At 71.7% G+C, this 22702-nt stretch carries 22 protein-coding genes and 2 pseudogenes; 11 read left to right on the top strand and 13 right to left on the bottom strand.

The genetic code is table 11. From position 1 onward, the window contains the following. Positions 1-5 precede the first annotated feature (5 nt). Positions 6-1400 (top strand): hypothetical protein, encoded by a 1395-nt coding sequence (locus A949_RS0104795; protein WP_026004346.1) that lies wholly within the window; start codon positions 6-8, stop codon positions 1398-1400. Between the two features lie 22 nt (positions 1401-1422). Here the strand turns inward: A949_RS0104795 and A949_RS0104790 are convergent, their stop codons facing one another. Then, on the bottom strand, positions 1423-2601 hold the full coding sequence (locus A949_RS0104790) for a hypothetical protein (RefSeq protein ID WP_019354873.1): 1179 nt from the start codon (positions 2599-2601) through the stop codon (positions 1423-1425). Positions 2602-2731: 130 nt separating this feature from the next. Between A949_RS0104790 and A949_RS0104785 the strand changes: the two genes are divergently transcribed. The 3 genes from A949_RS0104785 to A949_RS0104775 all read left to right on the top strand — a co-directional run bounded on the left by A949_RS0104785 (position 2732) and on the right by A949_RS0104775 (position 4758). Next, positions 2732-3025: a helix-turn-helix transcriptional regulator gene (locus A949_RS0104785; protein ID WP_019354872.1), complete on the top strand. Its 294-nt coding sequence runs from the start codon at positions 2732-2734 to the stop codon at positions 3023-3025. Further along, on the top strand, positions 3022-3573 hold the full coding sequence (locus tag A949_RS0104780; protein ID WP_019354871.1) for a hypothetical protein: 552 nt from the start codon (positions 3022-3024) through the stop codon (positions 3571-3573). Before A949_RS0104785 ends, A949_RS0104780 begins: the two co-directional genes overlap by 4 nt. A gap of 285 nt (positions 3574-3858) precedes the next feature. Further along, positions 3859-4758, top strand: a complete 900-nt coding sequence (locus A949_RS0104775) for a polysaccharide deacetylase family protein (protein WP_026004345.1) — start codon at positions 3859-3861, stop codon at positions 4756-4758. A gap of 25 nt (positions 4759-4783) precedes the next feature. Here A949_RS0104775 and A949_RS32530 read toward each other — a convergent pair whose 3' ends face one another. From A949_RS32530 to A949_RS0104760, 3 genes are all read right to left on the bottom strand, one after another. After that, positions 4784-5788, bottom strand: coding sequence for a hypothetical protein (locus A949_RS32530; protein ID WP_158687543.1), 1005 nt, complete (start codon positions 5786-5788; stop codon positions 4784-4786). 197 nt (positions 5789-5985) lie between these two features. Further along, on the bottom strand, positions 5986-6237 hold the full coding sequence (locus A949_RS0104765; protein WP_019354868.1) for a DUF7848 domain-containing protein: 252 nt from the start codon (positions 6235-6237) through the stop codon (positions 5986-5988). Beyond that, positions 6234-6452 carry a hypothetical protein gene (locus A949_RS0104760; RefSeq protein WP_019354867.1) on the bottom strand — a complete coding sequence of 73 codons (219 nt, stop codon included), beginning with the start codon at positions 6450-6452 and terminating at the stop codon, positions 6234-6236. Before A949_RS0104760 ends, A949_RS0104765 begins: the two co-directional genes overlap by 4 nt. Before the next feature lie 165 nt (positions 6453-6617). Between A949_RS0104760 and A949_RS0104755 the strand changes: the two genes are divergently transcribed. The 4 genes from A949_RS0104755 to A949_RS35410 all read left to right on the top strand — a co-directional run bounded on the left by A949_RS0104755 (position 6618) and on the right by A949_RS35410 (position 10323). Next, positions 6618-7403: a helix-turn-helix domain-containing protein gene (locus A949_RS0104755; RefSeq protein ID WP_019354866.1), complete on the top strand. Its 786-nt coding sequence runs from the start codon at positions 6618-6620 to the stop codon at positions 7401-7403. Continuing rightward, a complete protein-coding gene (locus A949_RS0104750; protein WP_020699823.1) occupies positions 7400-7639 on the top strand; it encodes a DUF397 domain-containing protein in 240 nt (79 codons plus the stop codon). The genes A949_RS0104755 and A949_RS0104750 overlap by 4 nt, the downstream gene beginning before the upstream one ends. 342 nt (positions 7640-7981) lie before the next feature. Continuing rightward, positions 7982-8953: a hypothetical protein gene (locus tag A949_RS0104745; RefSeq protein ID WP_026004344.1), complete on the top strand. Its 972-nt coding sequence runs from the start codon at positions 7982-7984 to the stop codon at positions 8951-8953. After that, positions 8950-10323 (top strand): tetratricopeptide repeat protein, encoded by a 1374-nt coding sequence (locus A949_RS35410; protein WP_019354863.1) that lies wholly within the window; start codon positions 8950-8952, stop codon positions 10321-10323. The genes A949_RS0104745 and A949_RS35410 overlap by 4 nt, the downstream gene beginning before the upstream one ends. Here A949_RS35410 and A949_RS37965 read toward each other — a convergent pair. Both A949_RS37965 and A949_RS37960 read right to left on the bottom strand, forming a co-directional pair. Further along, positions 10275-10520, bottom strand: coding sequence for a hypothetical protein (locus A949_RS37965; RefSeq protein WP_037705878.1), 246 nt, complete (start codon positions 10518-10520; stop codon positions 10275-10277). The two genes, A949_RS35410 and A949_RS37965, sit on opposite strands and share 49 nt — an antisense overlap. 92 nt (positions 10521-10612) lie before the next feature. Then, entirely contained in the window at positions 10613-10768 is a 156-nt protein-coding gene (locus A949_RS37960; protein ID WP_158687542.1) for a hypothetical protein, read from the bottom strand. A gap of 215 nt (positions 10769-10983) precedes the next feature. On the opposite strand from A949_RS37960, the pseudogene A949_RS36130 reads away from it, so the two are divergent. Further along, a pseudogene (locus tag A949_RS36130) lies at positions 10984-11960 on the top strand (tyrosine-type recombinase/integrase). Positions 11961-12133: 173 nt separating this feature from the next. On the opposite strand, the gene A949_RS0104720 reads toward A949_RS36130, so the two are convergent. From A949_RS0104720 to A949_RS0104695, 5 genes and pseudogenes are all read right to left on the bottom strand, one after another. Continuing rightward, positions 12134-13054: a GTP-binding protein gene (locus A949_RS0104720; protein WP_019354860.1), complete on the bottom strand. Its 921-nt coding sequence runs from the start codon at positions 13052-13054 to the stop codon at positions 12134-12136. Positions 13055-13209: 155 nt separating this feature from the next. Beyond that, positions 13210-16294, bottom strand: a pseudogene (locus A949_RS36125) (Tn3 family transposase). A gap of 170 nt (positions 16295-16464) precedes the next feature. Continuing rightward, positions 16465-16851 (bottom strand): AAA family ATPase, encoded by a 387-nt coding sequence (locus A949_RS0104705; protein WP_019354857.1) that lies wholly within the window; start codon positions 16849-16851, stop codon positions 16465-16467. A gap of 278 nt (positions 16852-17129) precedes the next feature. Continuing rightward, positions 17130-17783 (bottom strand): LuxR C-terminal-related transcriptional regulator, encoded by a 654-nt coding sequence (locus A949_RS0104700; RefSeq protein ID WP_086022635.1) that lies wholly within the window; start codon positions 17781-17783, stop codon positions 17130-17132. A gap of 113 nt (positions 17784-17896) precedes the next feature. Further along, entirely contained in the window at positions 17897-19246 is a 1350-nt protein-coding gene (locus A949_RS0104695) for a PspC domain-containing protein (protein WP_019354855.1), read from the bottom strand. Between the two features lie 151 nt (positions 19247-19397). On the opposite strand from A949_RS0104695, the gene A949_RS0104690 reads away from it, so the two are divergent. Together A949_RS0104690 and A949_RS0104685 are read left to right on the top strand one after the other, a co-directional pair. Beyond that, positions 19398-21224 (top strand): PspC domain-containing protein, encoded by a 1827-nt coding sequence (locus tag A949_RS0104690; RefSeq protein ID WP_019354854.1) that lies wholly within the window; start codon positions 19398-19400, stop codon positions 21222-21224. Next, on the top strand, positions 21221-21463 hold the full coding sequence (locus A949_RS0104685) for a hypothetical protein (RefSeq protein ID WP_019354853.1): 243 nt from the start codon (positions 21221-21223) through the stop codon (positions 21461-21463). Before A949_RS0104690 ends, A949_RS0104685 begins: the two co-directional genes overlap by 4 nt. A 57-nt stretch (positions 21464-21520) precedes the next feature. Here A949_RS0104685 and A949_RS0104680 read toward each other — a convergent pair whose 3' ends face one another. Further along, complete coding sequence (locus A949_RS0104680; RefSeq protein WP_158687541.1) at positions 21521-21994, bottom strand: hypothetical protein; 474 nt, start codon at positions 21992-21994, stop codon at positions 21521-21523. A gap of 198 nt (positions 21995-22192) precedes the next feature. After that, positions 22193-22675 carry a DoxX family protein gene (locus tag A949_RS32500; protein ID WP_019354851.1) on the bottom strand — a complete coding sequence of 161 codons (483 nt, stop codon included), beginning with the start codon at positions 22673-22675 and terminating at the stop codon, positions 22193-22195. Positions 22676-22702 lie beyond the last annotated feature (27 nt).

Below are 22702 nucleotides of genomic sequence, written 5' to 3'. Positions count from 1 at the left end.
CCGGGATGTCGGAGGAGGAGCAGCGGGGCGAGCGCGAGCCGGGGGCGACACCGGAGCAGTCCGAGGCGACACCGGAGCCCGAACGCGCGCCGGATTCCCGGGTCGAGGCCGAATCCGAGACGGGCCCCGCGCCCCGGCCCGGGCGCGAGTCCGGGTCCGCGTCCGAGTCCGAGTCCGCCGTGTCCGGGCCCAAGGCCGAGCCCGAGCCCGAGACTGAGCCCAAGGCCGAGCCCGAGACCGAGGACGAGCGGCGTGCGCGGTGGCTCCTGGCCCGGGAGGCCGACGACCGGCGGCGCCGCCGCACCAGGATCGCGGCGTGGTGCGGCGTGGGCGTGCTGGTCCTCGGCGGTGCGGGGTGGATCGCCGAGCCGTTCGTCCAGGACCGGATGATCACCTCGGACGCCTGCGACGGCGCACTGCCGGACGGCACCATGGCCACGCTGCGCGCCGGTGCGGGTGACGCGGAGGCGCATCTGGCCGAGTCCGAGGCCGAGACCGACACCGGGCTGGGCCGCTACACCTGCGAGGTGGCCAACGACGCGGGCGGCCGGGTTCTGGAAGTCCGTGTCTACAGCCGCCGCGACGACGTCGACCGCAACCTGGTACGGGATTTCCAGAGCAACGGGGCGCATCCCGCCTCCGCGTTGCCGGGCGGACTGCCGGGGTTCGAGGCCCGGTTCGGCGGAGTGGCGCTGGTGCCCGAGTGCCCCGGGCTGGGCAAGGACGCCGCCGGGCTGCCCCGGCGGCTCTTCGTGGACGTGCTGGGCGGACACGGCGCCGAGCCGCATCAGTTGGTCCGTGCGGGAGCAGCCGTCGCGAACAAGGCTGCCGAAAAGCTCGGCTGCGACCGCGACCCGCTCACCGTCCCGGCGAAGGACATCGAGGAGTCCGAGCCCGAAGGGGTGCCGTCCGCACGCGCGGCGGGCACCACGTGCGCCGCGCTCGCCCGCGGCCCCTTCAGCGGCGCCGGGTGGACCGTGGATCTCCGGATCCCCGAGGGGCCGGCTCCGCTGACGAGCTGCAAGGTGCGGCCCTCCGGCGAGGACGAGGACGGTGATCCGTACCCGCCGGTGGCCAGGCTCTACGGTCTGTACGGCCCCGAGGTGAAGCGGGTGATGTCCGCCGAGGCGGGCCACAGCGGTGTGCGTACGGACAAGACGCGGATGCGGCCGTGGCTGAACGATGTCACCGCGTGGGCCACCGCGCGGTGTGACGGACGGCCGGCGGGCTTCAAGCTCCGTGTCAGCCGGGAGGACGAGGGTTCCGACAAGCCGGACGAGCAGGTGCTGAGCCGCCGCCGGTTGGGCCGGGAGACGATGCGCGCCATGCTGGTCTCGTTCGCCGAGAAGGAGAGCGCCGCGCGCGGCTGCACCGGGCTGCGGCTTCCGTCCGCGGACTGAGCCCCCCCGGCCTGCCCCGGGCCTACAGGAGGTTCAGAGAACTGGCGTACCGGGTGTCCATCCGGATCCGGATCCGCTCCGCCAGCCCCTCCGGAATGCCACGCTCGCGCGCCCACGCGTCGAACACCGCGAAGAGCTGGACCCTGCCGTCCATCAGCCGCTCGGCGGCCTGCTTGCCCTGGCCCGCGGAGGCGTCGGGACTGCGCTGCGCCAGGGCGGCGGTCGAGGAGCGGGTGCGTACCCGGTGGTCGGCAGGGTGGTAGAGGCCGCGGGTGTGCCGCAGCACCGCACGGTCGAACTGCGCGAGGGAGGGCGCGAGTCCGTCCCGGACGGCGACCGTACGGGATCCCATCAGCTCGGCGACGAAGGTGGCGCTCTGCTCCAGCTCCATCTCCGCGGACAGTGCTCCCGACTCCGGTTTGCCGCCGGGTTCCCGCGCCGTGTCGGTCAGCCGCTCCAGGTACCAGGCGAAGCGGGCGCGTTCGGCGTCGTACAGCGTGGCGAACGCCCGCGGTGAGGCGGCCGCCCGCCGCACGACCTTCTGCGCCCTCTCGAACTCCGGGAAGACGACGTGGACGTCGTGCCCCGAGGGGAACGGCGTGGCCCAGTTGCCGCTGCCGTCGGAGTACTCGGCCTCCTCGTCGGTGGCGGTGGGCGCTTTCCAGTCCAGCGGTGCCCCGCGCACCAGTGACCTGCTGGTGTCGTGGATGTACGAGGCGAACATCCGGGCCAGGTAGGGGTTGAGCCCGAGCGGGAAGTCCGGCTGGTAGCGCTCGTTCCCCCTGCTCAGCAGCAGTACGGCGGCGTGGGCGACGCGGGCCGCCCGCTCGGTGTGCGGGCGGGCGGGCTCGTGCTGGTCGGCGGTGGTGCGGCCGGTGGTCGCCGCGACGAGCGCGCGTCCGGCGAGCTGGGTGCCGTCCGCGCCCTCGCACAGCGGGGAACCGGTGGTGCGCAGCAGCCGCTTGAGCGGTCCGGTGCGGGTGACGCCCTCACCAGGGTCCAGTTCCTGCGCGGCGCGTTCCGGATCGCGGGCCTGTGCACGGGCGGAGTCCGGTGCCTGGCGGCACTCCTCCGAGCCGTCCTCGCCGAGCAGCAGCGCGGGGACGAGCACGGCGAGCAGCGCGAGGGTGAGCACGCCTGCGCCGGCGAGCAGCACCGTGCGCCGGGATGCGGCGCCGCGTATGCGGTCGAGGAAGGACATCGGGCGAGAGTACCCGGGCGGTGCCGGGGCGGGTGGGGTGCGTGCGGGCAGCGCACCGCCGGGCCGCGAAGCGGTCGTCCGCGTCGCTGCGATGTTGTGCTCCTGCTGTCAGATGTAGTACTTCTTATACATGAGCGAGCACGTGCACAACAGGCTGGCGGTCGTGCGGGCGGAACGGAAGGTGTCCCGGCAGGCGCTGGCCGAAGCAGTGGGCGCGCACTATCAGACGATCGGCTACATCGAGCGGGGCCAGTACAACCCCAGTCTCGATCTGGCGCTGCGCATCGCGGCGTACTTCCGGCTGCCGGTGGAGGCCCTGTTCTCCCTGGAGCCGTTTCGTCCGCTCACGGACGAGGTGTACGGCGCGGGCGGCGGCCGGGACGGGGCCGACGCGACCGCACACACGGGGAGGAGCACCGGATGACCACCGGTACACACGGCACGCGCTATGACAGGTGGCTGCTGCGGACGATGAACGACGCGCGCACCAAGCGCTTCCACGCCTCTCGAGGAGCGAGGCACCGCATCGTTGCGGCCCATGTGGCCACGACGGCCCTGGGGTTGACCGGGATGGTGGGCTGCTTCGCGTCGGCGGCCCTGTGGCCGGTGGTGGCGCTGCTGGTGTCGCTGCTGGTCTGGGTCCCGCTCACCGGTCTGCTGAACTCCATGACTCGTGGGTTGTTGGAGCTGCGTGTCCGGTTCCTGGACGAGCGGCAGGTGGCCGAGCGGGGGACGGCGCATCTGTGGGCGTACCGGATCAACTCCTGGCTGCTGACAGCCGCGTTGCTGGGCTTCTACGTCCTGTGGGTCGCGGGCACCTCGATGGCCGACCTCGCGGGTCCGCTCGCCGCCACCGGGCTGATCGCCTACGCGGTGCACCGGCTGCTGCCGCTGTGGATCGCGGCGCTGCGGGTGCGGGACGAGCCGCAGGACGACGGCGAGGAGGAGTGGCCGGCGCCGCGATCGGCCTGACCCGGCCGGCTCCGCCCTGACCCGGGTCCGGCCCGGCCCGGCCCGGCCAGACCCGATCCGACCCGATCCGGCCCGGCCCGATCCGACCGGGCCGGACTCCGGCGCGGCCCGGGCCTGACGCCGGCCGGGCGGCTCGGCCGAGTGGCCGCACCGTCGGCCCGGCCGGGGTCCGCTGGGCGGAAGCCGGGGTTCGTATCGCGGGAGCGGTGCGCCGTTCGCGTGGACTCCGGGGCCGGCCGCGCGCGGCTCCCGCGCGGCGGCGTCCGACGCTGCTAACCAAATATCATGCGATCCGATAGTCATATTGTTTCGCGCAGGACTCTGCTCTGCGTCGGCGTCGGTGTCGGAACCGCGGCGCTCGCGGGTGTCGGTGCGGGCGTGCTCACCCACGAGGACACCGGAGGCGGGCACGCGAAGGCGGGAGCCGGATCCCCGAAGGGATCCGCTCCCGATCCCGGCGGTCCGGCCCCCTCCGCGCCGAGTGGCGCCGACGCGCAGCCGAGTCCCGCCGCGCACGACAGCTACCGGCTGCGTCCCCTCGCCGGTGAGACCTCGATGGGCGAACCGAAGCCCCACGCACCCGTCCGCACCCACGCCGAGATGTTCCTGCCCGCCGGGCAGGGACGGCGCGTCATCGCGCTGACGTTCGACGACGGCCCGCACCCCGTCCACACCCCGGCGCTGCTGGAGGTGCTGCGGCGGCACGGGGTGCAGGCCACCTTCTTCGTCGTCGGCGAGAACGCCGCCGCCTTCCCCGACCTGCTGCACGCCATCACCGCCGACGGCCACGTGGTGGGCAACCACTCCTGGAACCACAAGCAGCTCACCCGGCTGGACACCGGCCACGTCCGGGACGAACTGGGCCGCACCAGCGACCTGATCGACCGCGTCCTGGGCGCCCCGCCCCGCTGGTGCCGCGCCCCCTACGGGGACTGGCACCCTCCCTCACTGCGCGTCTGCTCCGATCTGGGCATGGAGCCGATGGGCTGGTCCGTGGACACCCAGGACTGGGCCCGGCCGGGCGTGGCGCACATCGTCCGCGCCGTCACCCGGGACGCGGCCCCCGGCGTCATCGTCCTCCAGCACGACGGCGGCGGCCCCCGGCAGCAGACCGTCGCCGCCGTCGACCGCTACCTGCCCGTCCTCCAGGAACGCGGCTACACGTGCGTACGGCCCCAGGCGTGAGGTTCGGTCAGGCGGCCGGTCGCCTTCAGGTGCTCGTCGACGGTACGGCGAGGGCCCTGCGGGCGGCGCGGAACGCCGTCAGGCCGGGTCCGGGCGAAGGTGCCGCCGCTGCCGTCACCGTTGCTGCGTCGGTTCGGCAGGCGGGGCACCGCTTCTCGTCGCCGACCGGGGCGAACAGCAGCGGCTGGGTGTGCGGGCCCGCGCACTCCCGCATACCGGACACGCGGGGGAGCGGCGTCGAACCCGGGTCCGGAGGGACCGCCGCGATGGCCGGGGCCGGTTCGGGGAGCGCGTGCTCCAGCCGCCAGCGGAGGGCGCCGAGCGGGGAGTGGGCGTGTTCCAGTCCCGCTGTCAGCGCGGTACGGGTGTCGTCCGTGCCGATCCCGCGCTCCAGCCAGCGCGCCGCGAGGGGTGCCCACTTTCGCGCCTTGCGCGGCGGCAGCGCGAGGTGCGGCCCCGAGCGGGCGAGGGACAGCAGCAGCGCTTCGGCCGCGCGGTGGTGGGACGCGGCGCCGATCCGGTGCCCGGCGTGAGACGAGGTGGGTGCCGGTGGGTGGGAGGTGTTCCCCACGGGTGTTTCAAGGGGTTGAGGGGCGGCGGACCGACGGGTCGGCCCACCGGCGGCCGGTGCGGTGCCCGCCGGTCGGACGGCGGGCCGGGAGGCTGGTCGGGCGACCGGTCGGGCGACGGCACGAACGCCCCTCGCACTCGCGGCGTGCTCCCGCGCCTCGTCCGGGGAGAGCGGCACGTTGGTGAGGAGCTGCACGGTCTGCCAGCGGCCGTCCGCGCTCTGCCGACGCCACTCGAACAGGTACCGCTCCGCGCGTAGTTGACGCTTGGCGTGCTGGAAGGTGACCTTCCCGATCCCGGCGCGCTCGGCCGTCCGCCACAGCGGTTCGTCGGCGCCTTCGGGAAGCGAGAGCTGCCAGGCCAGGAGCCGTACCGCAGGCGCGGACAGGCGGGGGTGGCGGATGATGTCGTTCGGCAACTGGGAGAAGAAGCGCGCGGGCGCGCTAACATGCCTGTGCATCCCAGGGTCCCTCTCAGACCTTGGCGGTGAAGGCCCTCGGCCGGTGCGCTAACACCGTCGGGGGCCGCCTCATGTGTGGCACATGAGGTGAGCTGACACGCGGCAGAGTACACGGACTGTGGGTAGTTGGCGACGGACGGTTGCGGAGCGTAAGTCCCGTCCCTGAGCTGTCCGTTGAGCCGCTTCGGCCGCCCGACTCACCAGCCGCGCATCCAGCACCGCCAGGGCCGGGTGACCAGTTCCCGGTACGTGTGATGGGAAGGGTTGCGCCCGGAGTGGCGCAGCGCCCATGCGTGCCCCTCGGTGTAGTCGATGCTCGCGGCGGACTGCTCGTCGCAGACCGCACACTGCATCGCGTACATGATCGGCTCGGCGTCCGGCTCCTGGTCGGGCACGAACACCCAGTTCTCGTACCGGATGACGGACCGGGGCCGGTGACCGCCGCTCACGGCAGCCTGCTCTGCCAGTTGAGATCGGTCACCCGGGCGCGCAGCTCCTCACTGACCCGCGCCGGGCGCACCGCGTCCGGGGGCACCTCCCACTCGCATCCGCCGCCGGGCGGCCGCAACTGCACGTACGGCCCTTCGCGGCCCATCACTTGGCCGACCCGGCCCGTCCGTACATCGACCGCGAAGACCCCCGCCGGGGGAATCTCGCTCTCCATGGGGCAAAGCCTGCTGGTCACAGGCTACGGTGCGAAGTAACGGAACAGGTACGGACGGTGAGTGTGCCCGGGGTGTCCTCTCGGCCATCGGGCGTACTGGCTCAGGAGGTGAGCCGGTTGGCGGGCAATGGCGGCAACAGGAACGGCAACGGCGACGAACGCCCCATGGCGTGGCGCTACGCCGGGGACCAGATGAAACGCTGGCGCGAGGCAGCCGGCATCTCCCGGCAGGCCCTCGCGGACGAGGCCGGCTACGGCTACGACGCCATCAAGGGCATGGAACGTGGCGTACGCAAGGCGCAGGCCCATGTGCTGCGGATCGCCGACGAGATGTCCGGGGCACAGGGCAAGTTGGCCGCTGCGGTGGAGTTCCTCCGGCCCGAGCCGTTTCCGTCGTACTCGCATGACTTCATGCACGCGGAGAGCGACGCGGTGGCACTCTGCTGCTATGAGACTCAGTTCGTACCCGGGCTACTGCAAACCACAGGGTACGTCCGCGCTCTGCTGGCCGCCCACTGTCCTCCGTTGGACGACGAGACGATCGAGGAACGGATCAAGGGACGATTGGAGCGACAGGCCCTGCTGTCACGACAGACCAAGGCATTCAGCTTCGTGATGGAAGAAGCTGCGCTGCACCGGCAGGTTGGTGACATCGACTCATGGCGTGACCAGCTCCTGCGCCTGGTCGAGACAGGACGGCCGCGTCATGTGAACATTCAGGTCCTACCAACTGACCGAGGCGTTCACGCTGGACTCCGAGGTCCCTTCACACTCCTGAAGACCCCGGACCACGAGTACCTTGCCTACGAGGAGGGTCAGGAGATGGGCGTGCTCTATTCGCAGCCAGAGAAGGTAGGCAACTTCATCCAGCGGCATGAAATGATCCTGCGGCAGGCTCTCAACCCGGACGAGTCGGCGCGGTTCATCAGCAGGTTGGCGGAGGAGCTATGAGCACTGAACTGGCATGGTTCAAGTCCAGTTACAGCAACGACGACGGCGGTGCCTGCGTCGAGGTCGCCGTCTCCTGGCGCAAGTCCAGCTACAGCAACACCGACGGCGGCAACTGCGTCGAGGTGGCCGCCTGCCCGCACACCGTCCATGTCCGGGACTCCAAGAACCCCACCGGCCCCCAGCTCGCCGTCCCGCCCGCCGCCTGGTCGGCCTTCCTCGCCCGCACCCGCCCCTGACCCCGGCGGATCACCGGAGCGGCCCGCAGTCCAGCGGCACCGGCGGCGGGTGCGGCACCGCCGGACCGGCCTGACTCCTGGTGGCCGGCACGGCGAGTGCGCTGCTCGCCTCGTCGGCATCGGACGGAGTTCGTGGCCGTACGCATTTTCTTGACCTGACAATGCGCGGCCTGACCCGCCCATGCAGGGGAAGGGCGGGGTTCACTGCAAAGCCCCTGCCTACCGGCGGGTACGGCAGTACCGTGAGAGGTGTCCTAACGCGGCACGGGGGTGCAGCAGTTGCCTTCCCGCGAGCGCCGGGATTCGTGGTGTCGGGTCGAGAGAAGCAGCAAAGGGCGCTTGGTGAGCAGCTCAGGAAGAACTCAACTGCTTTTTGTTCATGGTATCGGCGGCTTACGAGATGCGGAGCGGGAACGCCGCACCTGGCTGGAGGCTCTGGCGGATGGTGCGCGTAAGGCCGGACATGCGGATGCTGTTTCCGGTTTGACGCAGGGATGGCTGAGTGAAGCCCGGTTTGTGGACTACAGCGATCTGTTCTCGGACCGTGAGGCGCAGGGGGGTGCGGAAAATGACTTCCCTGCCGAACAGGTGCAATCCCTGGTTGCGTTGGTCCGGGACATGGTCGATGAACTCGCCCGAGAGGCGGAGCGCGAAGGGGACCGGCAGACTCTGAGAGTCGCCGACGATGCACGGGACCAGTTGCAGCGGACGGGTGGCCAGTCACAGGGACTGTTGGGGCCGGTAAGGGTTCTGGCCAATGCGCTGACGACGATTCTGCAGGCTCCGGGACTGCGCCGGGCTGCCCAGTGGGCCAACGGCTGGTCTCTACTGGGACATCTGGCGCAGGTCAGCCGCTATCTGAATCGTGCTGAGTGCGACAGCCGCGGTCGGACACTGGACGCGAGAATTCGGGAGCGGCTGTTGCGGCAGACGGACCCTGGGCGGCCGCTGGTGGTCGTGGCGCATTCGCTGGGAACGGTGGTGTCGTTCGAAGCGCTGCACGAGTACACGGGGTCTGTGGAATTGCTGGTGACGCTGGGCTCGCCGCTGGCGACGGGGGCGGCCGTGAGGCAGCGCATACGCCCGGTTCCCGCGCGAACTCCGGAGGTTGTCGCCCGTTGGCTGAACTTCTGGGACCGGGACGACATCGTCGTGGCCCGCCCCCGGTTGCAGCAGTGGATGTTGCCGAACACTTCCCGAGTCGTGCCGACCACGGACCGGGTGGACTCTGACGGCATATGGGTGCACACGGCCACGAAGTATCTGCGGCAACCGGCCGTGGCCGGGCCCATCGCCGAGGTGCTGAAGCGGTGACGGGCAGCGGGGTGCGGCACGTCCTGGTCATCGGGGCGCAGTGCCGGTCGATGGGGAGGCTGTCCCGGCTGGAGGAGGCCGCAAGGGACCTGCACAGTGTCCTGACGGATCCGGAGGTCGGAGGGTGTCGAGCCCGCTACGGGCACCATCCCTCCCTGCTGGTGGGGGAGGAACTGGAGCCGGAGGACGTACGCAGGGCGGTGCACGAGGTCACGCGAAGGGCCACCGCGGACGGCGCTGCGATGGTGGTGGCCCTGCTCGGGCACGGATTCACCACCCCTCAACAGACCGACCTCTATTACATGGTCGGTTCCTCGACGACTCAGAGCACGCTGTCCGCTGTCCACGTTGGATCACTGCTGGCTGATGCGGCGGATGAGGTCGGCGTGGACGGAGTGATAGCCCTCATCGACACCTGCCACGCGGGGGGTGCCGTACCGAACGCCAGTCGCCTCGCGGGTGGAGTCCGTTCGGGCCGGGCACGGTTGGCCGTGCTCACTGCTGCGGCAGCCGATCAGGAAGCTCGCGACATGCGGCTGACCGCTGCCCTCACAGAAGTACTGCGGGAAGGAATCTCCTCGGCCGGCAGCGCCATCTACGTGGACCAGACACTTTGCGAGGCGTTACGCGAGAGGATCAGTGGTCAGGCTGTCGGGCGGGCCGATTACGACAACGACCCGTACGCTTCGGAAGGCCTGTGGCTCGCCCGGAACACCTACCGCATCATGGGGGCCGCCGGATACTACCTTCCCGTCCTCCCCGATCTCCCCGACCTCCCGGAGCGGCGGGATTTGCAGCCCGCCGTTCAGGTCTTCCCCGGAGCCGGGTACGCGACCAACCCGTACCAGCAGGCTGCCGAGAGAGCGGAAATTGAGCAGCATATGTCTGCACGACGTCACGAGCAGGCATTGCGGTCTCTGAACCGTATGATCGATGTGAATCCCCACGACGCCTGGGCCCTGGCTCAGCGGGGATCCCTGAACCGGCTCACCGGAAACTACGAACAGGCGCTCAGGGATTTGAACGGTGCACTCCAGGCCGACCGCAGCAATACGTGGGCCTTGGCGGAACTCGGTGCCGTGAATCGCGTCACGGGCCGTTACGGGCAGGCGCTCAGCGATCTCCAACGCGTGCTCGAAGTCGACCCGGACAACGCCTTTGCTCTCGCCGAGCGAGGCGCCGCGTATCTGGCGACCTGGCGCTATGAGGAGGCCGCCAGGGATTTGAACCGCGCCCTTGAGATCAACCCCTACAACACTTTCGCCCGCGACCTGCGCGACCAGATACCGGACTCCCAATTGGGCAGGCGATTGACCCTGGCCTACGAAGTGCTCAAGTTCGTCGACGAACAGCGGCGCAGGAACGCCTGACGCATGGCGTCGGGCCAGTCCTGGTGGCCCCGGAGTGCCAGAAGCACGACCGCCGCACCGGCACCATCCAGGACGATCTGCGTGTACTCGTCCTCCGTCACCTCGCCCTCGGCGAAGACGTAGATCTCCCGGTGCCGCTTGGCGCCCTGCTGCTTCCGCTTCCGATGTGCGTTGTCCCCGCCCCGCTGCCTCGCCATCAGGGGTTTCCGGCCTTCCTCGCCCGCACCCACCGCTGACCCCGGCGGATCACCGGGGCGCTCGGAGAACCGACAGCGCCGGCGCGGACTGCTCAGGTGAAGCAGCCGAGCTGGTGGTCCAGCGTCCAAGGCGCCTTGCGTTCGACGACCATCCGCAGCGTCGCCGAGAACCGCTCCGCGCAGAGCCTTCGCGCGTGGCCGTTGGCGATCCGGGTCACGTGGTTGCCGGTCTCCAGCACCGCTGTCACGGGCAGAATGGGGGTTGAGGAACATCCATGCCAGATCGTGCGCTAAGCCCTGATCGCTGCTGGTGGGCACCTGACGGAACCTCGGCGCCGGGCCCGCCATGAAGTTGTTCCACAGATAACGCCCTAATATCCGTGCTACTGGGCTGCGTCACCTGCGGCGGAGCCCCGGAGCCGCTGCGCGAAGCGACCCCGTTATCTGTGGCAGAGGAGATCCGGTGCCTGCGGTCCTGCTGCTGCCGACCGGGAAGGCGCTGACCGTCCGGACGGCGGCCGACGCCTTCCTCGACTCGCTCACCAACCCGAATACCGTGCGGAACTACGGCATCGCCCTCGGGAAGACCGCCGAGCACCTCGGCGAGGGCCGCCCGCTCGCGGCCGTCGGGGACGACGAGGTCGGTGGGGCGCTGGAGCTGTTGTGGGGCAGCTCGGCGGTGAACACCTGGAACGCCCGCCGCGGGGCGGTGCTGTCCTGGACGAGCTGGTGCACGGAGCGCGGGTACGACGGGCCGGCGGTCCCGGCCTGGGCGAAGCGGATTGCGCCGCCGGACTCCGACACCCCGGTGCGCTCAAAGCTGGCGATCGACCGGCTGATCGCGCCCGCCGCGACGTCCACCTACGGGAGAAGACGCTGTGGCGGATGCTCTACGAGACGTGCGCCCGCTCTGAGGAGATCCTGGACGTCAACATCGAGGAGCTGGACTTGGCCGGACGCCGCTGCCCAGTGAAGGCCAAGGGCGCCCAGCCGAAGGTACGCCGGCGCGGCGCCACCCGCGCGGACTACGTGCTGGAGACGGTGTTCTGGGACGCAGGCACCGCCCGGCTGCTGCCCCGCCTGTTGAAGGGCCGAACCTGCGGGCCGGTGTTTGTCACCCACCGCCGCCCCGGCCCCGGAAAGATCCTCTCCGCCCGGGACGTCTGCCCGGACACCGGCCTGGCTCGGCTCTCCTACGGCCAGGCCCGCGCGTTGCTCGACCAGCACACTGCGCATGCTGGCACGGGCACCGGCTGGGACCTGCACGAGTACCGCCACTCCTCCTTGACCCACCTCGGCGAGCGGGGCGCATCCGAGCTGATGCTGATGGCCAAGTCCCGGCACAAGAAGGTGGAGAACGTCCGCCGGTATTTCAAGCCATCGGCGGAGGCCATCGCGGACGTGACCGCCCTCCTCGCGCCGGGCGATGCCAGGCGCTGACGGGCGGACGCCGGTCTTCTCCCGGGGCGGGTGCAGTCCGCGATGGGTAGCAACCCGCCGCGGGAGTCGGCAACCCGGCAGCGGTGTGCGCCCTGGCCTGCCCAACTGCCTCACCGCCGTCCGCGCCCTGGAGGCTTCGCGCCGGACGGGGAAGACGGGGAGGCCGACGGTTCCTAGTCGAGTGCCTTGGCGACAACACCGATACCGATGGTCCGGCCGTCCTCGCGGATCTGGAACCGGGTGCCCTGAGCCATGGCGACGGGGCGCGACAAGGTGATCGTCATCTGGAAGTTGTCGCCGGGCATAGCCGATGAGAGGCCCTGGGGCAGCTCACCCGTTCCGGCGCCGTCGCCCGCAGGGAAGGCCAACTGCAGGGAAGGGTCGGCGGGAAGAGGCGTGGTGCGCCCGCCTTCCTCGGCGGAGAGCAGGTAGACCTCGCCGATGAACCGGGAAGCCACCGCCGGCTGGGGACGGGACTGCGCGGCGCGGTCGGGAACCTCGGTGTCGAGGGCCTCCACGAGTTTCCTGACGGCGCTGATGCCCATCTCGTTGTGGTCAACGCCCTCAGATGCCTGCCGGGCCGAGCCTACGATGACGGTGCACCGGTCACCGGGGTAGTCGTAGGTGGCCAGCAGGTCCCGGACCTCCAGCTCGACCGCGTCGACAAGCTCCCCGTCATCGACCAGGTCGGCCTTATTGAGGAAGACCAGGATGTGCGGGATGCCGGTCTGATGGGCGAACAGGACGTGCTCGCTGCTCTGGGGCATCGGCCCGTCTGCCGCCGAGACCACCAGGATGGCGGCGTCGTAGGGGTCGCGCTGAAGCATGGCTTTGGTGAGGTCACCGTGGCTGGGGAAGTCCGTCAGAGCGTAGCGGCGCTTGTTGCTGTCGCACTCGACGACGGCGGCTTCGAAAGGAACGGGTTCCTTCTGCGCTGCGGCGGTGTCGACCGTGGAGAAGTCCACCGCTTCGCCACCGTACACCTCCGCACATACGCGGCTGATGGCCGTCGCCAGCATTGTCTTGCCGTGGTCGACATGGCCGAGCACCACCACGTTCACCGATGCGTCAACGTTGTCCGAACGGTCGGTCACTGCGCCTCCTCACCTGGGGACTTCCGGTCGCGGGCTTCAACCTCAAGCCTTCGTCGCGTTCTGTGATGATACCGGGACTTTAAGTTGCGGCACTGTGCCCGGCGCGCCTTCGTACGGCTCTGGGCAGCGTCGAGGCGGTTCCCGGAGCCACGGGCTCACACATCCGTGCTCACGCCTCGGCCCTCCGGGTCGCGCAGGGGCCGCAGGCCGCCGGGCATCTCGGGCAGCAGGAAGCTGTACCTGCCGAGCATGTTGACATGGTGCCGTACGAACGGCGAAAGGCGGGCGACGTCCTCGTCACGGACGTTGAAGCCCTCGCTGCGGAGCCGGTCGAGGGCGGCGTCCATGTAGCGGGTGTTGAACAGCACCAGGGCGTTGAGGACCAGGCCGAGCGCGCCGATCTGGTCCTCCATTCCCTCCTGGTAGTGCTGGTAGAGCTGACCGGCGCGGCCGTGGAAGATCTTCCGGGCGAGCGCGTGGCGGCCCTCCTGGAGGTTGGCCTGGGCCTTGATCTGGCGGCGGTAGGACGGTTCGTCGGCCAGGCGCAGGATGTGCAGGGTCTTGGCGATCCGGCCGTAGTGCGCGATGGCGTCACCGAGCACGGTGGGGCGGCCGTCGCGCGAGAGCATGCGGATCACGTCGTAGGCCCGCACCGCGCCGGTGTGGATCGAGCCGACGATCCGCAGCACGTCTTCCCAGTTCCGCTCGATGCGCTCCAGGTCGACCCGGCCGCGGGCGGCGTCGTTGAAGGCCCCGTAGTCGGCGGCGCGGTCGATGCGCCACAGCTTCTGGTCGGGCAGGTCCGCCAGCTGCGGCGCGTAGGCGAACCCGGCCAGCGTGAGCAGGCCGAACACGATGTCGGAGTACGAGGCGGTGTCGGTGACCACCATCTCCGGGCGCCGACCGCCGTCGCGGTCGTAGAGGACGTCCAGCACGTACAAGGAGTCACGCGGGGTGCCGGCCACGACCTTCCCGCCGAGCCCGGCGGCCTGGTCGTTGATCAGGTTCAGCCACGTCGCCCCGGACCGGCGCCCGCCGCCGCCGGTGGAGGCGCCGAAGTACTTCGGGTTCGGCCTGGCGTACACGCTGGGCACCGGCACGACGAAGCGCATGCCGTCGACCGAGGCGACCAGGCCGCCGCCCCACGCCTGGGCGAGCGGGATCGACGCCTGGGCGTCGATCAGCGCCGAGTTGGCCTGCCGGTAGGTCTCCATCCGCAGGTACGTCTGGTCCACGTGCGACAGCCGCCCGTACCGCAGGGCGTCCGCGCCACCGACCACCGGGGTGAAGCCGACGTTGCAGCCGTGCGCGACCAGCAGCGCCGCGATCGTCACCGGCAGGTCCCTCAGTCGGGCCTCGCCGCCGGTCACCGAGGTGAACGCCTGGTCGGCGCCGGTCCAGGAGAACACCTCCAGCAGCACCTCCGGCAGGTCCACCCGGGGCAGCATCGCGTTCACCGCCGCCCGCAGCGCCACCAGCGACGCCCCTTCGGCCTCCGGCTCCAGCGCCGCGAAGTGCAGCCGCCCGGCGGCGTCGGCGCTGATCTGCGCGTTCGCAGGCAGCCGGGCGGCGACGTCCCGGAAGGTGCCGTCCAGCAGCGCGGCCCGGGCGGCCAAGTGCTCGGCGGTCGGCCGGCAGGCCGAGCGAGGCCAGCACGGTGGGCCTGGCCTGCTCCCACGCCTCCCCTGCCAGCAGCTTCGCCCGCGGGTCGCTCCACTTCGAGGAGTTCACGGCGAAGACCTCCTTGCGCCGCAGCAGCCGGTGCACCTGCTCCAGCACGCAGAAGCTGTACGCCTTCCAGTCCACCTCGCCCGGCTCCAGGTGCGGCGCCGAGAGCACCAGGCGCTTCCACGACCCGGCCAGCAGGCTGGTGTCGATCTCCGCCACCGCCACCTTCTTGCGGCCCATCAGCTCCGGCAGCGACAGGAACGCCCGCAGCACCGGCGCGCCCTCGGCGGTCGCGTCGAAGTCCACCACTTCCACCAGCAGCTTCAAGAACGGCCGCACCGTGGAGAACCGGCTTACCAGCATCCGCCGCCACGCCTCGTCCGCGTCCGAGTCCAGCGGCGGCGCCAGATCGACCATCGCGGCCACCGCCGCGGCGAGCTCCTTGCGCGGCACCACCGCCTCGATCGCCTCCCACATCGCCGCCAGCGTGGCCACCTTCGGCGCGGTGATCTCCCCGGTGGAGGTGTCCACCTGCTCGGCGGTCTCCTCCAGCACCACCTGCAGCGCGGCGGCGAGCTTCGCGCCGGCCCGCTCCACCTTCGGCAGGGTCTTCAACTTCTCCTTCGCGCTCTCCCGCTCCGCCCGCGCCAGCAGCCTGATGGCCACCAGCACGTCCAGCAGGTCCAGCGCGTCGTCCACCGCCCTGGTCGTCAGGTGCACCGCGGTGGCCAGCAAGGTGGCCAGGCGCCGCGCGTCCCCGTGCCGGCGCAACAGCGACGCCTTCCCGTCCACCCCGTACCGGGACAGCTCCGCCAGCCGGCGCGGCGGCACCCCGGCCACGTCCACCTCGCCCATCCCCAGCCGGGCGATCTCCTGGGCCCGCTCCAGCGCGGCCTTCATCTGCGGCCCCGACACCCGCACCGGCCCGCGCCGCAGCCGGTCCAGCTCCGAGACCCGCGCCCCGGCCGGCACCGTCAGCAGCTCGTCCAACGCCGACCGCTGCCCAGGCGTCAGCAGGCCGTGCAGCGTCTCCCACAGCCGCTGGTTCGCCGCCTCCCGCACCGACGCCACCAGCCGGGCGAACCGGCTCACCCCCGGCAGCAGCACCGGCCGCTCGCGCAGCCACCCCACCGCCGCGTCGAACAGCGCCTTCGGCCCCTCCCCGGTCGTCCAGGCCCGCGCGTCCAGCCACACCACCAGCTCGTCCCGGACCTCGGCGAAGTCCCGCCAGCCGCCGTCCCGCTGGATGTCCCCGGCATGCGAGCGGGCCGTGCCGTCCCGCTCGCCGTACTCCGCCAGCACCGAGGCGTCCTCGATCCCCAGCTGCTCGGCCAGGTACTCCGCCACCTCGCGCGGCACCTGCCGCGGGTCCGGCATGAACCGCCCCAGGAAGCGCACCGTCGTCAGCTGCACCGCGAAGCCCAGCCGGTTGTGCGCCCGCCGCTTCGCCTGCACCTTCTCCCGGTCTGCGTCGTCCAGGAAGAAGAACCGTTCCAACTCCGCTTGTGCTGGGGCGCCGTAGAACGCCCCGTACCGGGACGCCTGCTCATCCGTCAGAAACTCGACCGCCACAACGGCCCTCCGAAGATCGACAACATCGACCCGCGAAGGTTGGAGCCCACGATCAGCCCAGGTCAACGGCCCCCGGAGACTAGCCCGGCCTTAGCGCACGATCTGGCATGGATGTTCCTCAACCCCCAGAATGAGGTCGCTGGTCTCGCGCCGGCGGACCAGCTCCACGCTCACTGCTTCCCGGTCCTGGTGGCGTAGCCGTCCACGTCGGTCAGTCGTTGCAGTCGGCTGCTGCCGCTGTCGCGGTCCCGGTCGCAGACGACGACTCCTGGATGCTCGCTGCCGGCAAGGGCGGAGAGAAGGGCCGGGCTGTGGGTCGTCGCGAGTGTCTGCGTTCCGGCGCGTGCGGATGCTTCGCGGAGGAGTTCCAGCAGCAGCGACGCCTGCGAAGGGTGCAGTCCGTTCTCCGATTCCTCGACCACCAGCGTCAGCGAGGGCTCGGTGCCCGGCTCCTTGCCGATGTCCACACCGTGCCGGCCGGTCAGCAGGGCGGTGGCGACGGCGAGGAACCGGAGCATGCCGTCGCTCAGTTCGCGTGCGGGGATCGGCCCGCCCATCCCGGATCTCCTCGCCTTCGGCGAGCCGGGAGAGCACGTCGAGCCCGTCCAGCGCGTTGGACTTCCCACTGCTGTTGCGCCCGATGAGGAGAGTCAGCGGCTCCAGGGGCAGGACGGCGTCGCGGACATCTTGAACTCCGTCAGACGCACTTCCGTGAGGGGAGCCGACGGTTCGTCGTGCGGCTGTCCCGCTGCCTCGGGCAGGGCGGTCTCCCCTCCTGAAACGCCTCCGGAAACGCTGATCGCAGCCTATACGCGGGACGCGGCGTCCCCGGGGTTCACACCAGCCGTCGTGCCGTCGCCCAGCGGGTCAGCTCGTGGCGGTTGGAGAGCTGGAGCTTGCGCAGCACCGCCGAGACGTGGGACTCGACCGTCTTGACGGAGATGAACAGCTGCTTGGCGACCTCCTTGTAGGCGTAGCCGCGGGCGATGAGGCGCAGGACCTCGCGTTCGCGCTGGGTGAGCCGGTCCATGTCCTCGTCGACCGGCGGCGCGTCGGTGGAGGCGAAGGCGTCCAGGACGAAACCGGCCAGCCGCGGGGAGAAGACCGCGTCGCCGTCCGAGACGCGGAAGATCGCACCGACCAGATCGTCGCCGGTGATCGTCTTGGTGACGTAGCCGCGCGCGCCGCCGCGGATGACGCCGATGACGTCCTCGGCGGCGTCCGAGACCGACAGCGCCAGGAAACGCACCGGCTGCTCGGCATCGCCCATCAGCGGGGCGCTGCGGCGCAGCACCTCGACCCCGCCGCCGCCCGGGAGGTGGACGTCGAGGAGGACGACGTCGGGGCGGGTCGCCTCGATGACGGTCATCGCCTGGTCGACGTCGCCCGCCTCGCCGACCACGTCCACCCCCGTCTCGTCGGTGCGGCCGATCTCCGCCTGCACGCCCGCGCGGAACATCCGGTGGTCGTCCACCAGGACGACCCGCACCCGGCGGCCCCCGTCCGCGGCGCCCCCGTCACCGGGGCCGCTGCCGCCGTCGCCCTGCTGCGCGCTGCCCGTCGCCTCGTTGCCCGTCGACCCGCTGCCCGTCGCCTCGTTGGTCACGACTCCGCCGCCCTCTCCATCTCCAGCTCGACCTCTGTCCCCTCGCCCGGTGCGGTGCGCAGCCGCGCCGTGCCGCCGTTGCGCCGCATCCGGCCGACGATGGACTCGCGTACGCCCATCCTGTCCTCCGGCACGGCGTCCGGGTCGAAGCCCGGCCCGCGGTCCCGCACGGAGATGAAGACCGTACGGCCCTCCACCTCGGCGAAGACCTGCACGGCGCCGCCCTCGCCACCGTACTTGGCGGCGTTGACCATCGCCTCGCGCGCGGCTTGGAGCTGGGCGCCCAGCGCCTCGTCCAGCGGGCAGTCGCCGACACAGACCACCTCCACGGGCACCCCGTGGTGGTCCTCGACCTCGGCGGCCGCGGCCTTGACCCCCTCGGCGAGCGTCTTCGGCTCGTCCTCCTCCTCGGCCGCGGCACCCGACCCGTCGGCGGACCGGTACAGCCACGCGCGCAGCTCCCGCTCCTGGGCGCGGGCGAGCCGGGCCACCTCGCGCGGCTTCTCGGCGTTGCGCTGGATCAGGGTCAGGGTGTGCAGGACCGAGTCGTGGACGTGCGCGGCCACCTCGGCCCGCTCCTGCGCCCGGATGCGCATCAGCCGTTCCTCGGACAGGTCCTGCATCATCCGTACCAGGTAGGGGCCCGCCATCAGGGCGATGCCGACCAGTACCGCGAGCGCGGCCTGGAGCACCGCCCCCAGATGACTGACCGAGCCCTGTACGACGACGATGCCGGTCACGCCGACGGCCACCAGCGCGACCCCCGCAGCGCTGCGGGCGATCGGCAGCAGCCTGGTGCGGCGGCCGACCTCCGCCCAGTGCGCCCGGCGGGAGTTGTCGGCCTGCCGCCACACCAGCGCGACGCCCGCACCGATCAGCACGACCGGCCACAGATAGGTGTTGGCCGCGCCGAACTGGAGGTTGTCCGCCATCACCACCACGGTGGTGATCAGCGCCAGCACGGCGAAGATCTGCCCCTTCTCCGGCTTGCGGAGGAAGCGGCGGCGCAGCCCGTCGCGGTCCGTGACGACCTCCGACAGCCCGCCCGCGCCGAGGCGGTGTCCGCTGCCGACCCCGCCGGTGCCCAGCGGCACCACGAACCAGAACGCCGCGTACAGCAGCACCCCGAGGCCGTTGGCCACGCTGAGCGCTATGAAGACGATCCGCACCCACGAGACGGGCAGTCCCAGGTGCCCCGCGAGACCGCGGGCCACGCCGCCCAGCATCCGGCCCTCCGCGCTGCGGTAGAGCTTGCGCAGCGGCGGTTCTTCGGTCGGCGGCTCCGAGGACGCGGGTCGGGGTCCCTGCGGGGCCGCCTCGGAGGCGGGCGAGGCGGGCGCTGTCATGCACCGATCGTCACATGGGCCGCGCGGCCGGACATCAGGGTTTCGCCCTGAGCCGTCCCGGACACCGCCCCGGGTTCCGGTTCCGGATCTCAGGGAGGTGTCCGGGTAGGCCCCCGATGCCCGCCGGTGCGCGGGGCGCGACCATAGGGCCATGAGCGAGGAGGAGCAGCACCCGGCGGAGCCCGCCGCCGGTGCCGGCCGGGAGGGCCGCGAGCCCGTGTCCGGTGCGGACCGGGAGGGGCGTGCGTCCGCTTCCGGTACGGACCCGGAGGGTCCGGAGGCGGGCGAAGGCGCGCAGCCCGGCCCGGGCCAGGGGAGCGCGCAGCCGGGCGCGGGCCAGGGGAGCGCGGGGACGGGTGCGGGCCAGGGGAGCGCGGGGACGGGTGCGGGCCGCGGGAGCGCGGAGGCGGGCACCGCTTCCTGGGGGGCGCACAATCCGGTGCCCGAGCCGCGCTCGGGCAGGCTGCGGCGCAGCCGTACGCACAAGGTCGCGGGTGGTGTGTGCGGCGGACTCGGCCGGTACTTCGACCTCGATCCGGTGATCTTCCGGGTGCCGCTGGTGGTGCTGTCCGTCGTCGGGGGACTGGGATTCGTCTTCTACGGGTTCGCCTGGCTGCTGATCCCCGCCGAGGGGGAGACCCAGAACGAGGGGCGGCGGCTGCTGTCCGGCCGGGTGGAGGGCAGCTCGCTCTCGGCGATCCTGGTCGCGCTCGTCGGCTGCGGACTCTTCCTCGCCTCGATCGGCAACCGCAGCGTGCCCTTCTCGCTGCTGCTGGTGGGCGCGGTGGCGGGTGCGGCGTACTGGTCGCAGCACCGCAGGCAGGCCGAGGCCGCCGGAGCCGAGGGGGCGCAGATCGATCCGGCGACGGCGCACGCAGTCGCCGACGCGCCGCCGGAGGCGCAGGCACCGCCGGTCGCGGTACCCGCCTCCTGGTGGCGGGAGCCGCTCACCAAGGAGGCCGGTGCCACCAAGGGCACCGGTCCCGCGCCGTGGCAGCCGGGCGGGGCGACCGGCTACCTGTGGGGCCCCGAGGGTGCCCTCCCCGCCGCGACGCCGCCCGCCTCCTACGGGAGCCCCTGGGGACCGCCCAGGGTGCCGGCCCGAGGCGCCGGCACCGGCGGGATGCCGCCCGCACGCCGGGGCGGCCGCGGATCACTGGGCGGGTTCACCCTGCTCCTCGCGCTGCTGGCGGGCGGGATCGGCACCGCAGCGGCGTGGGAGACCCATCCGCTCGGCACGACCCTCGTCGTCGGGCTGAGCTGCGCGCTGGCGGTCTTCGGCCTCGGCCTGGCGCTCAGCGCGTTCGTCGGCCGCACCGGGCCGGGCACCCTCGTCTGCGTCGTGCTGACGGCGGGGCTGCTGGCGGGCGCCTCGGCGCTGCCGGACGACATCGCCACGCACGTCCGCGAGACACACTGGATGCCCACCTCCGTCGCCGAGGTCCGGCCGCGCTACGAGCTCGGCTCCGGCACCGGGGAACTGGATCTGAGCGGCACGGGCCTGAAGGCGGGCCAGACGCTGCGGACCGGGGCGCGGGTCGGCGCGGGTGAGATCAAGGTCGTTGTACCGGCGAACGCGGTGGTCGAGGTGCGCGCGGACGTCGGCATGGGGGAGATGAGCTTCCCCCGCGCACTGGACGCCGACGGAGAGGTCGTCCACGACCGGGCCAGCGGCCTGGGGACGAACCGGAAACTGACCCTGCGCCCGTTCGACGACGCGAAGCCGGAGGGCACGATCGTGGTGGAGCTGAGCGCCGGTGCGGGCCGCGTCGAGATCGTCCGGGCGCTGCCCTCGGGCGAGCGGACCGACACCGGGACATCGTCCGGCGGCGGAACCCGGCAGAGCGCCGCCCGCGCCGAGCCCGGTGTCCGCCCCCACGCCGGGGCGCTCGAAGCCGAGGCAGGCGCCGGCCCGGATCCCGGCGGGGCACGGCAGTTCGGAGGCGCGTACACGTCCATGGGGGGAGGGACCCGATGAGACACCGGTTCGAACCGTCCCGGCTGCTGCTCGGGCTGGCCATGATCGCCGTCGCGGTGCTCTACCTGCTGGACGCCGCGGGAGAGGTGAACATCCCGTTCTGGCTGCTGCTGGTGGTCGTGCCCGGCGCGCTGGTGCTGGCGGGACTCACCGCGCTGGCGACGTTCCTGGCCCGCCGCTCGGTCGCCCGCCGCCGGGAGCAGCGCGAGCCCGGCGGATACGGCGCACGGGGCGCGTGACGGGGCGCGGCGCCCGCCCCGGGACGCACGTGCATCCGGCGGAAGCCGCCGCGGTCACTACCCGACGCCCGGCAGGTCCTCCGGGGCGCTGGGCAGCTTCGCGGGAGCCTCGGTCATCTTGGCGAAGATGCTGGGCTCATCCAGTTCGCTGCCCCACTTCACGCGGAAGTCGGTGTCCGTCACGTTCTCGATGACCCCCTCTTCCTGCCCCTCGGGGGTGTTGGCGCACTGGAACACCAGGTTCGTCGTGTCCTCGTTGTGCTCGACCAGTCCGTCACACAGCCCGTCGGGTCCGTCCTCCCAACGCATCAGGATGCGGTCGCCGACGATGACCATCGTGTAGTCCTCCACCTCGGAACGGCTCCCCCACACGCCGGACAGGTCCTTCCCGTGGGCCGGGTCCTTGGCGGAGTGTGCGCTCTCCGCGCCGCCGGACGACTCCTTGTCGTCGCCGTCGCCGCACCCGCCCAGCAGCAGCGCGAACACGATCGCCGCGCCCGCGCCCACCGCACCCCGTACCGTCCTGCGCACGTCCCCACCTCCGTAGCGTGTCGCCCCAGGCGCACCTGACGTTCCCGGCGCCTCGGGAGGCGACAATCTAACAGCGTGCCCTGCTCAACTTCCCTGCGATCAGGCTGCGTTCGGGTAACAGTGCGCCAAGGCGTGGCCACCGTTCAGGGGCGTCTGCCGCCGTGAGCCGAAGACGTACCGGCAGCCGAAGGGCTGCCGTCAGCCGAAGATCTGCTGCCCCTTGCGGCGCTTGCGCACCGCCAGCAGCGAGTCGAGCGAGAACATCGGTGCCCCCGCCATCAGCAGCGGCAGCCACGCCATCAGATACGGCAGATCGTTGCCGTAATAGTACGGCTCGCTGGACCAGCTCACCGTCAACCACAGGCAGAAGGAGAGCAGCGCACCGCCCGCCGCCGCCACGCGGGCCCACAGGCCGCACAGGGTGCCCAGGCCGATGGCCACCTCCCCGACGGCGATGGCCGTACCGAACCCCTGCGGGCTCTGCTGGGCCAGCTCGACCATCCAGCCGGCCGCCGCGGAGTCGTGCACGGCCGTCAGCGTCGCGGCGAACGAACCGGGACCGGAACCGGTGAGGAAGTCGGGGTCGGTCAGCTTGTCGATGCCCGCGTAGAGGAACGTGATGCCGAGGAAGAGCCGCAGCGGGAGCAGCGCATGACGGGCCGCGAGACCGCGCGCGCCCAACGGCCCTCCCGCGACCGGTCCCGGATA

It is taken from the genome of Streptomyces sp. AA1529, from assembly GCF_000280905.1.
In the GTDB taxonomy this organism is placed as follows: Bacteria; Actinomycetota; Actinomycetes; order Streptomycetales; family Streptomycetaceae; genus Streptomyces.
The sequence above is the reverse complement of the archived record's forward strand: the minus strand, read 5'-3'. Positions and strand labels throughout refer to the sequence as shown.

Excerpts from the sequence above, each read along its gene's own strand:
- A949_RS0104795 (WP_026004346.1), top strand. The coding sequence starts at position 6 with ATGTCGGAGGAGGAGCAGCGGGGCGAGCGCGAGCCGGGGGCGACACCG.
- A949_RS0104790 (WP_019354873.1), bottom strand. The coding sequence starts at position 2,601 with ATGTCCTTCCTCGACCGCATACGCGGCGCCGCATCCCGGCGCACGGTG.
- A949_RS0104785 (WP_019354872.1), top strand. The coding sequence starts at position 2,732 with ATGAGCGAGCACGTGCACAACAGGCTGGCGGTCGTGCGGGCGGAACGG.
- A949_RS0104780 (WP_019354871.1), top strand. The coding sequence starts at position 3,022 with ATGACCACCGGTACACACGGCACGCGCTATGACAGGTGGCTGCTGCGG.
- A949_RS0104775 (WP_026004345.1), top strand. The coding sequence starts at position 3,859 with ATGCGATCCGATAGTCATATTGTTTCGCGCAGGACTCTGCTCTGCGTC.
- A949_RS32530 (WP_158687543.1), bottom strand. The coding sequence starts at position 5,788 with ATGCACAGGCATGTTAGCGCGCCCGCGCGCTTCTTCTCCCAGTTGCCG.
- A949_RS0104760 (WP_019354867.1), bottom strand. The coding sequence starts at position 6,452 with ATGGAGAGCGAGATTCCCCCGGCGGGGGTCTTCGCGGTCGATGTACGG.
- A949_RS0104755 (WP_019354866.1), top strand. The coding sequence starts at position 6,618 with ATGGCGTGGCGCTACGCCGGGGACCAGATGAAACGCTGGCGCGAGGCA.
- A949_RS0104750 (WP_020699823.1), top strand. The coding sequence starts at position 7,400 with ATGAGCACTGAACTGGCATGGTTCAAGTCCAGTTACAGCAACGACGAC.
- A949_RS37965 (WP_037705878.1), bottom strand. The coding sequence starts at position 10,520 with ATGGCGAGGCAGCGGGGCGGGGACAACGCACATCGGAAGCGGAAGCAG.
- A949_RS0104705 (WP_019354857.1), bottom strand. The coding sequence starts at position 16,851 with ATGGGCGGGCCGATCCCCGCACGCGAACTGAGCGACGGCATGCTCCGG.
- A949_RS0104695 (WP_019354855.1), bottom strand. The coding sequence starts at position 19,246 with ATGACAGCGCCCGCCTCGCCCGCCTCCGAGGCGGCCCCGCAGGGACCC.
- A949_RS0104690 (WP_019354854.1), top strand. The coding sequence starts at position 19,398 with ATGAGCGAGGAGGAGCAGCACCCGGCGGAGCCCGCCGCCGGTGCCGGC.
- A949_RS0104685 (WP_019354853.1), top strand. The coding sequence starts at position 21,221 with ATGAGACACCGGTTCGAACCGTCCCGGCTGCTGCTCGGGCTGGCCATG.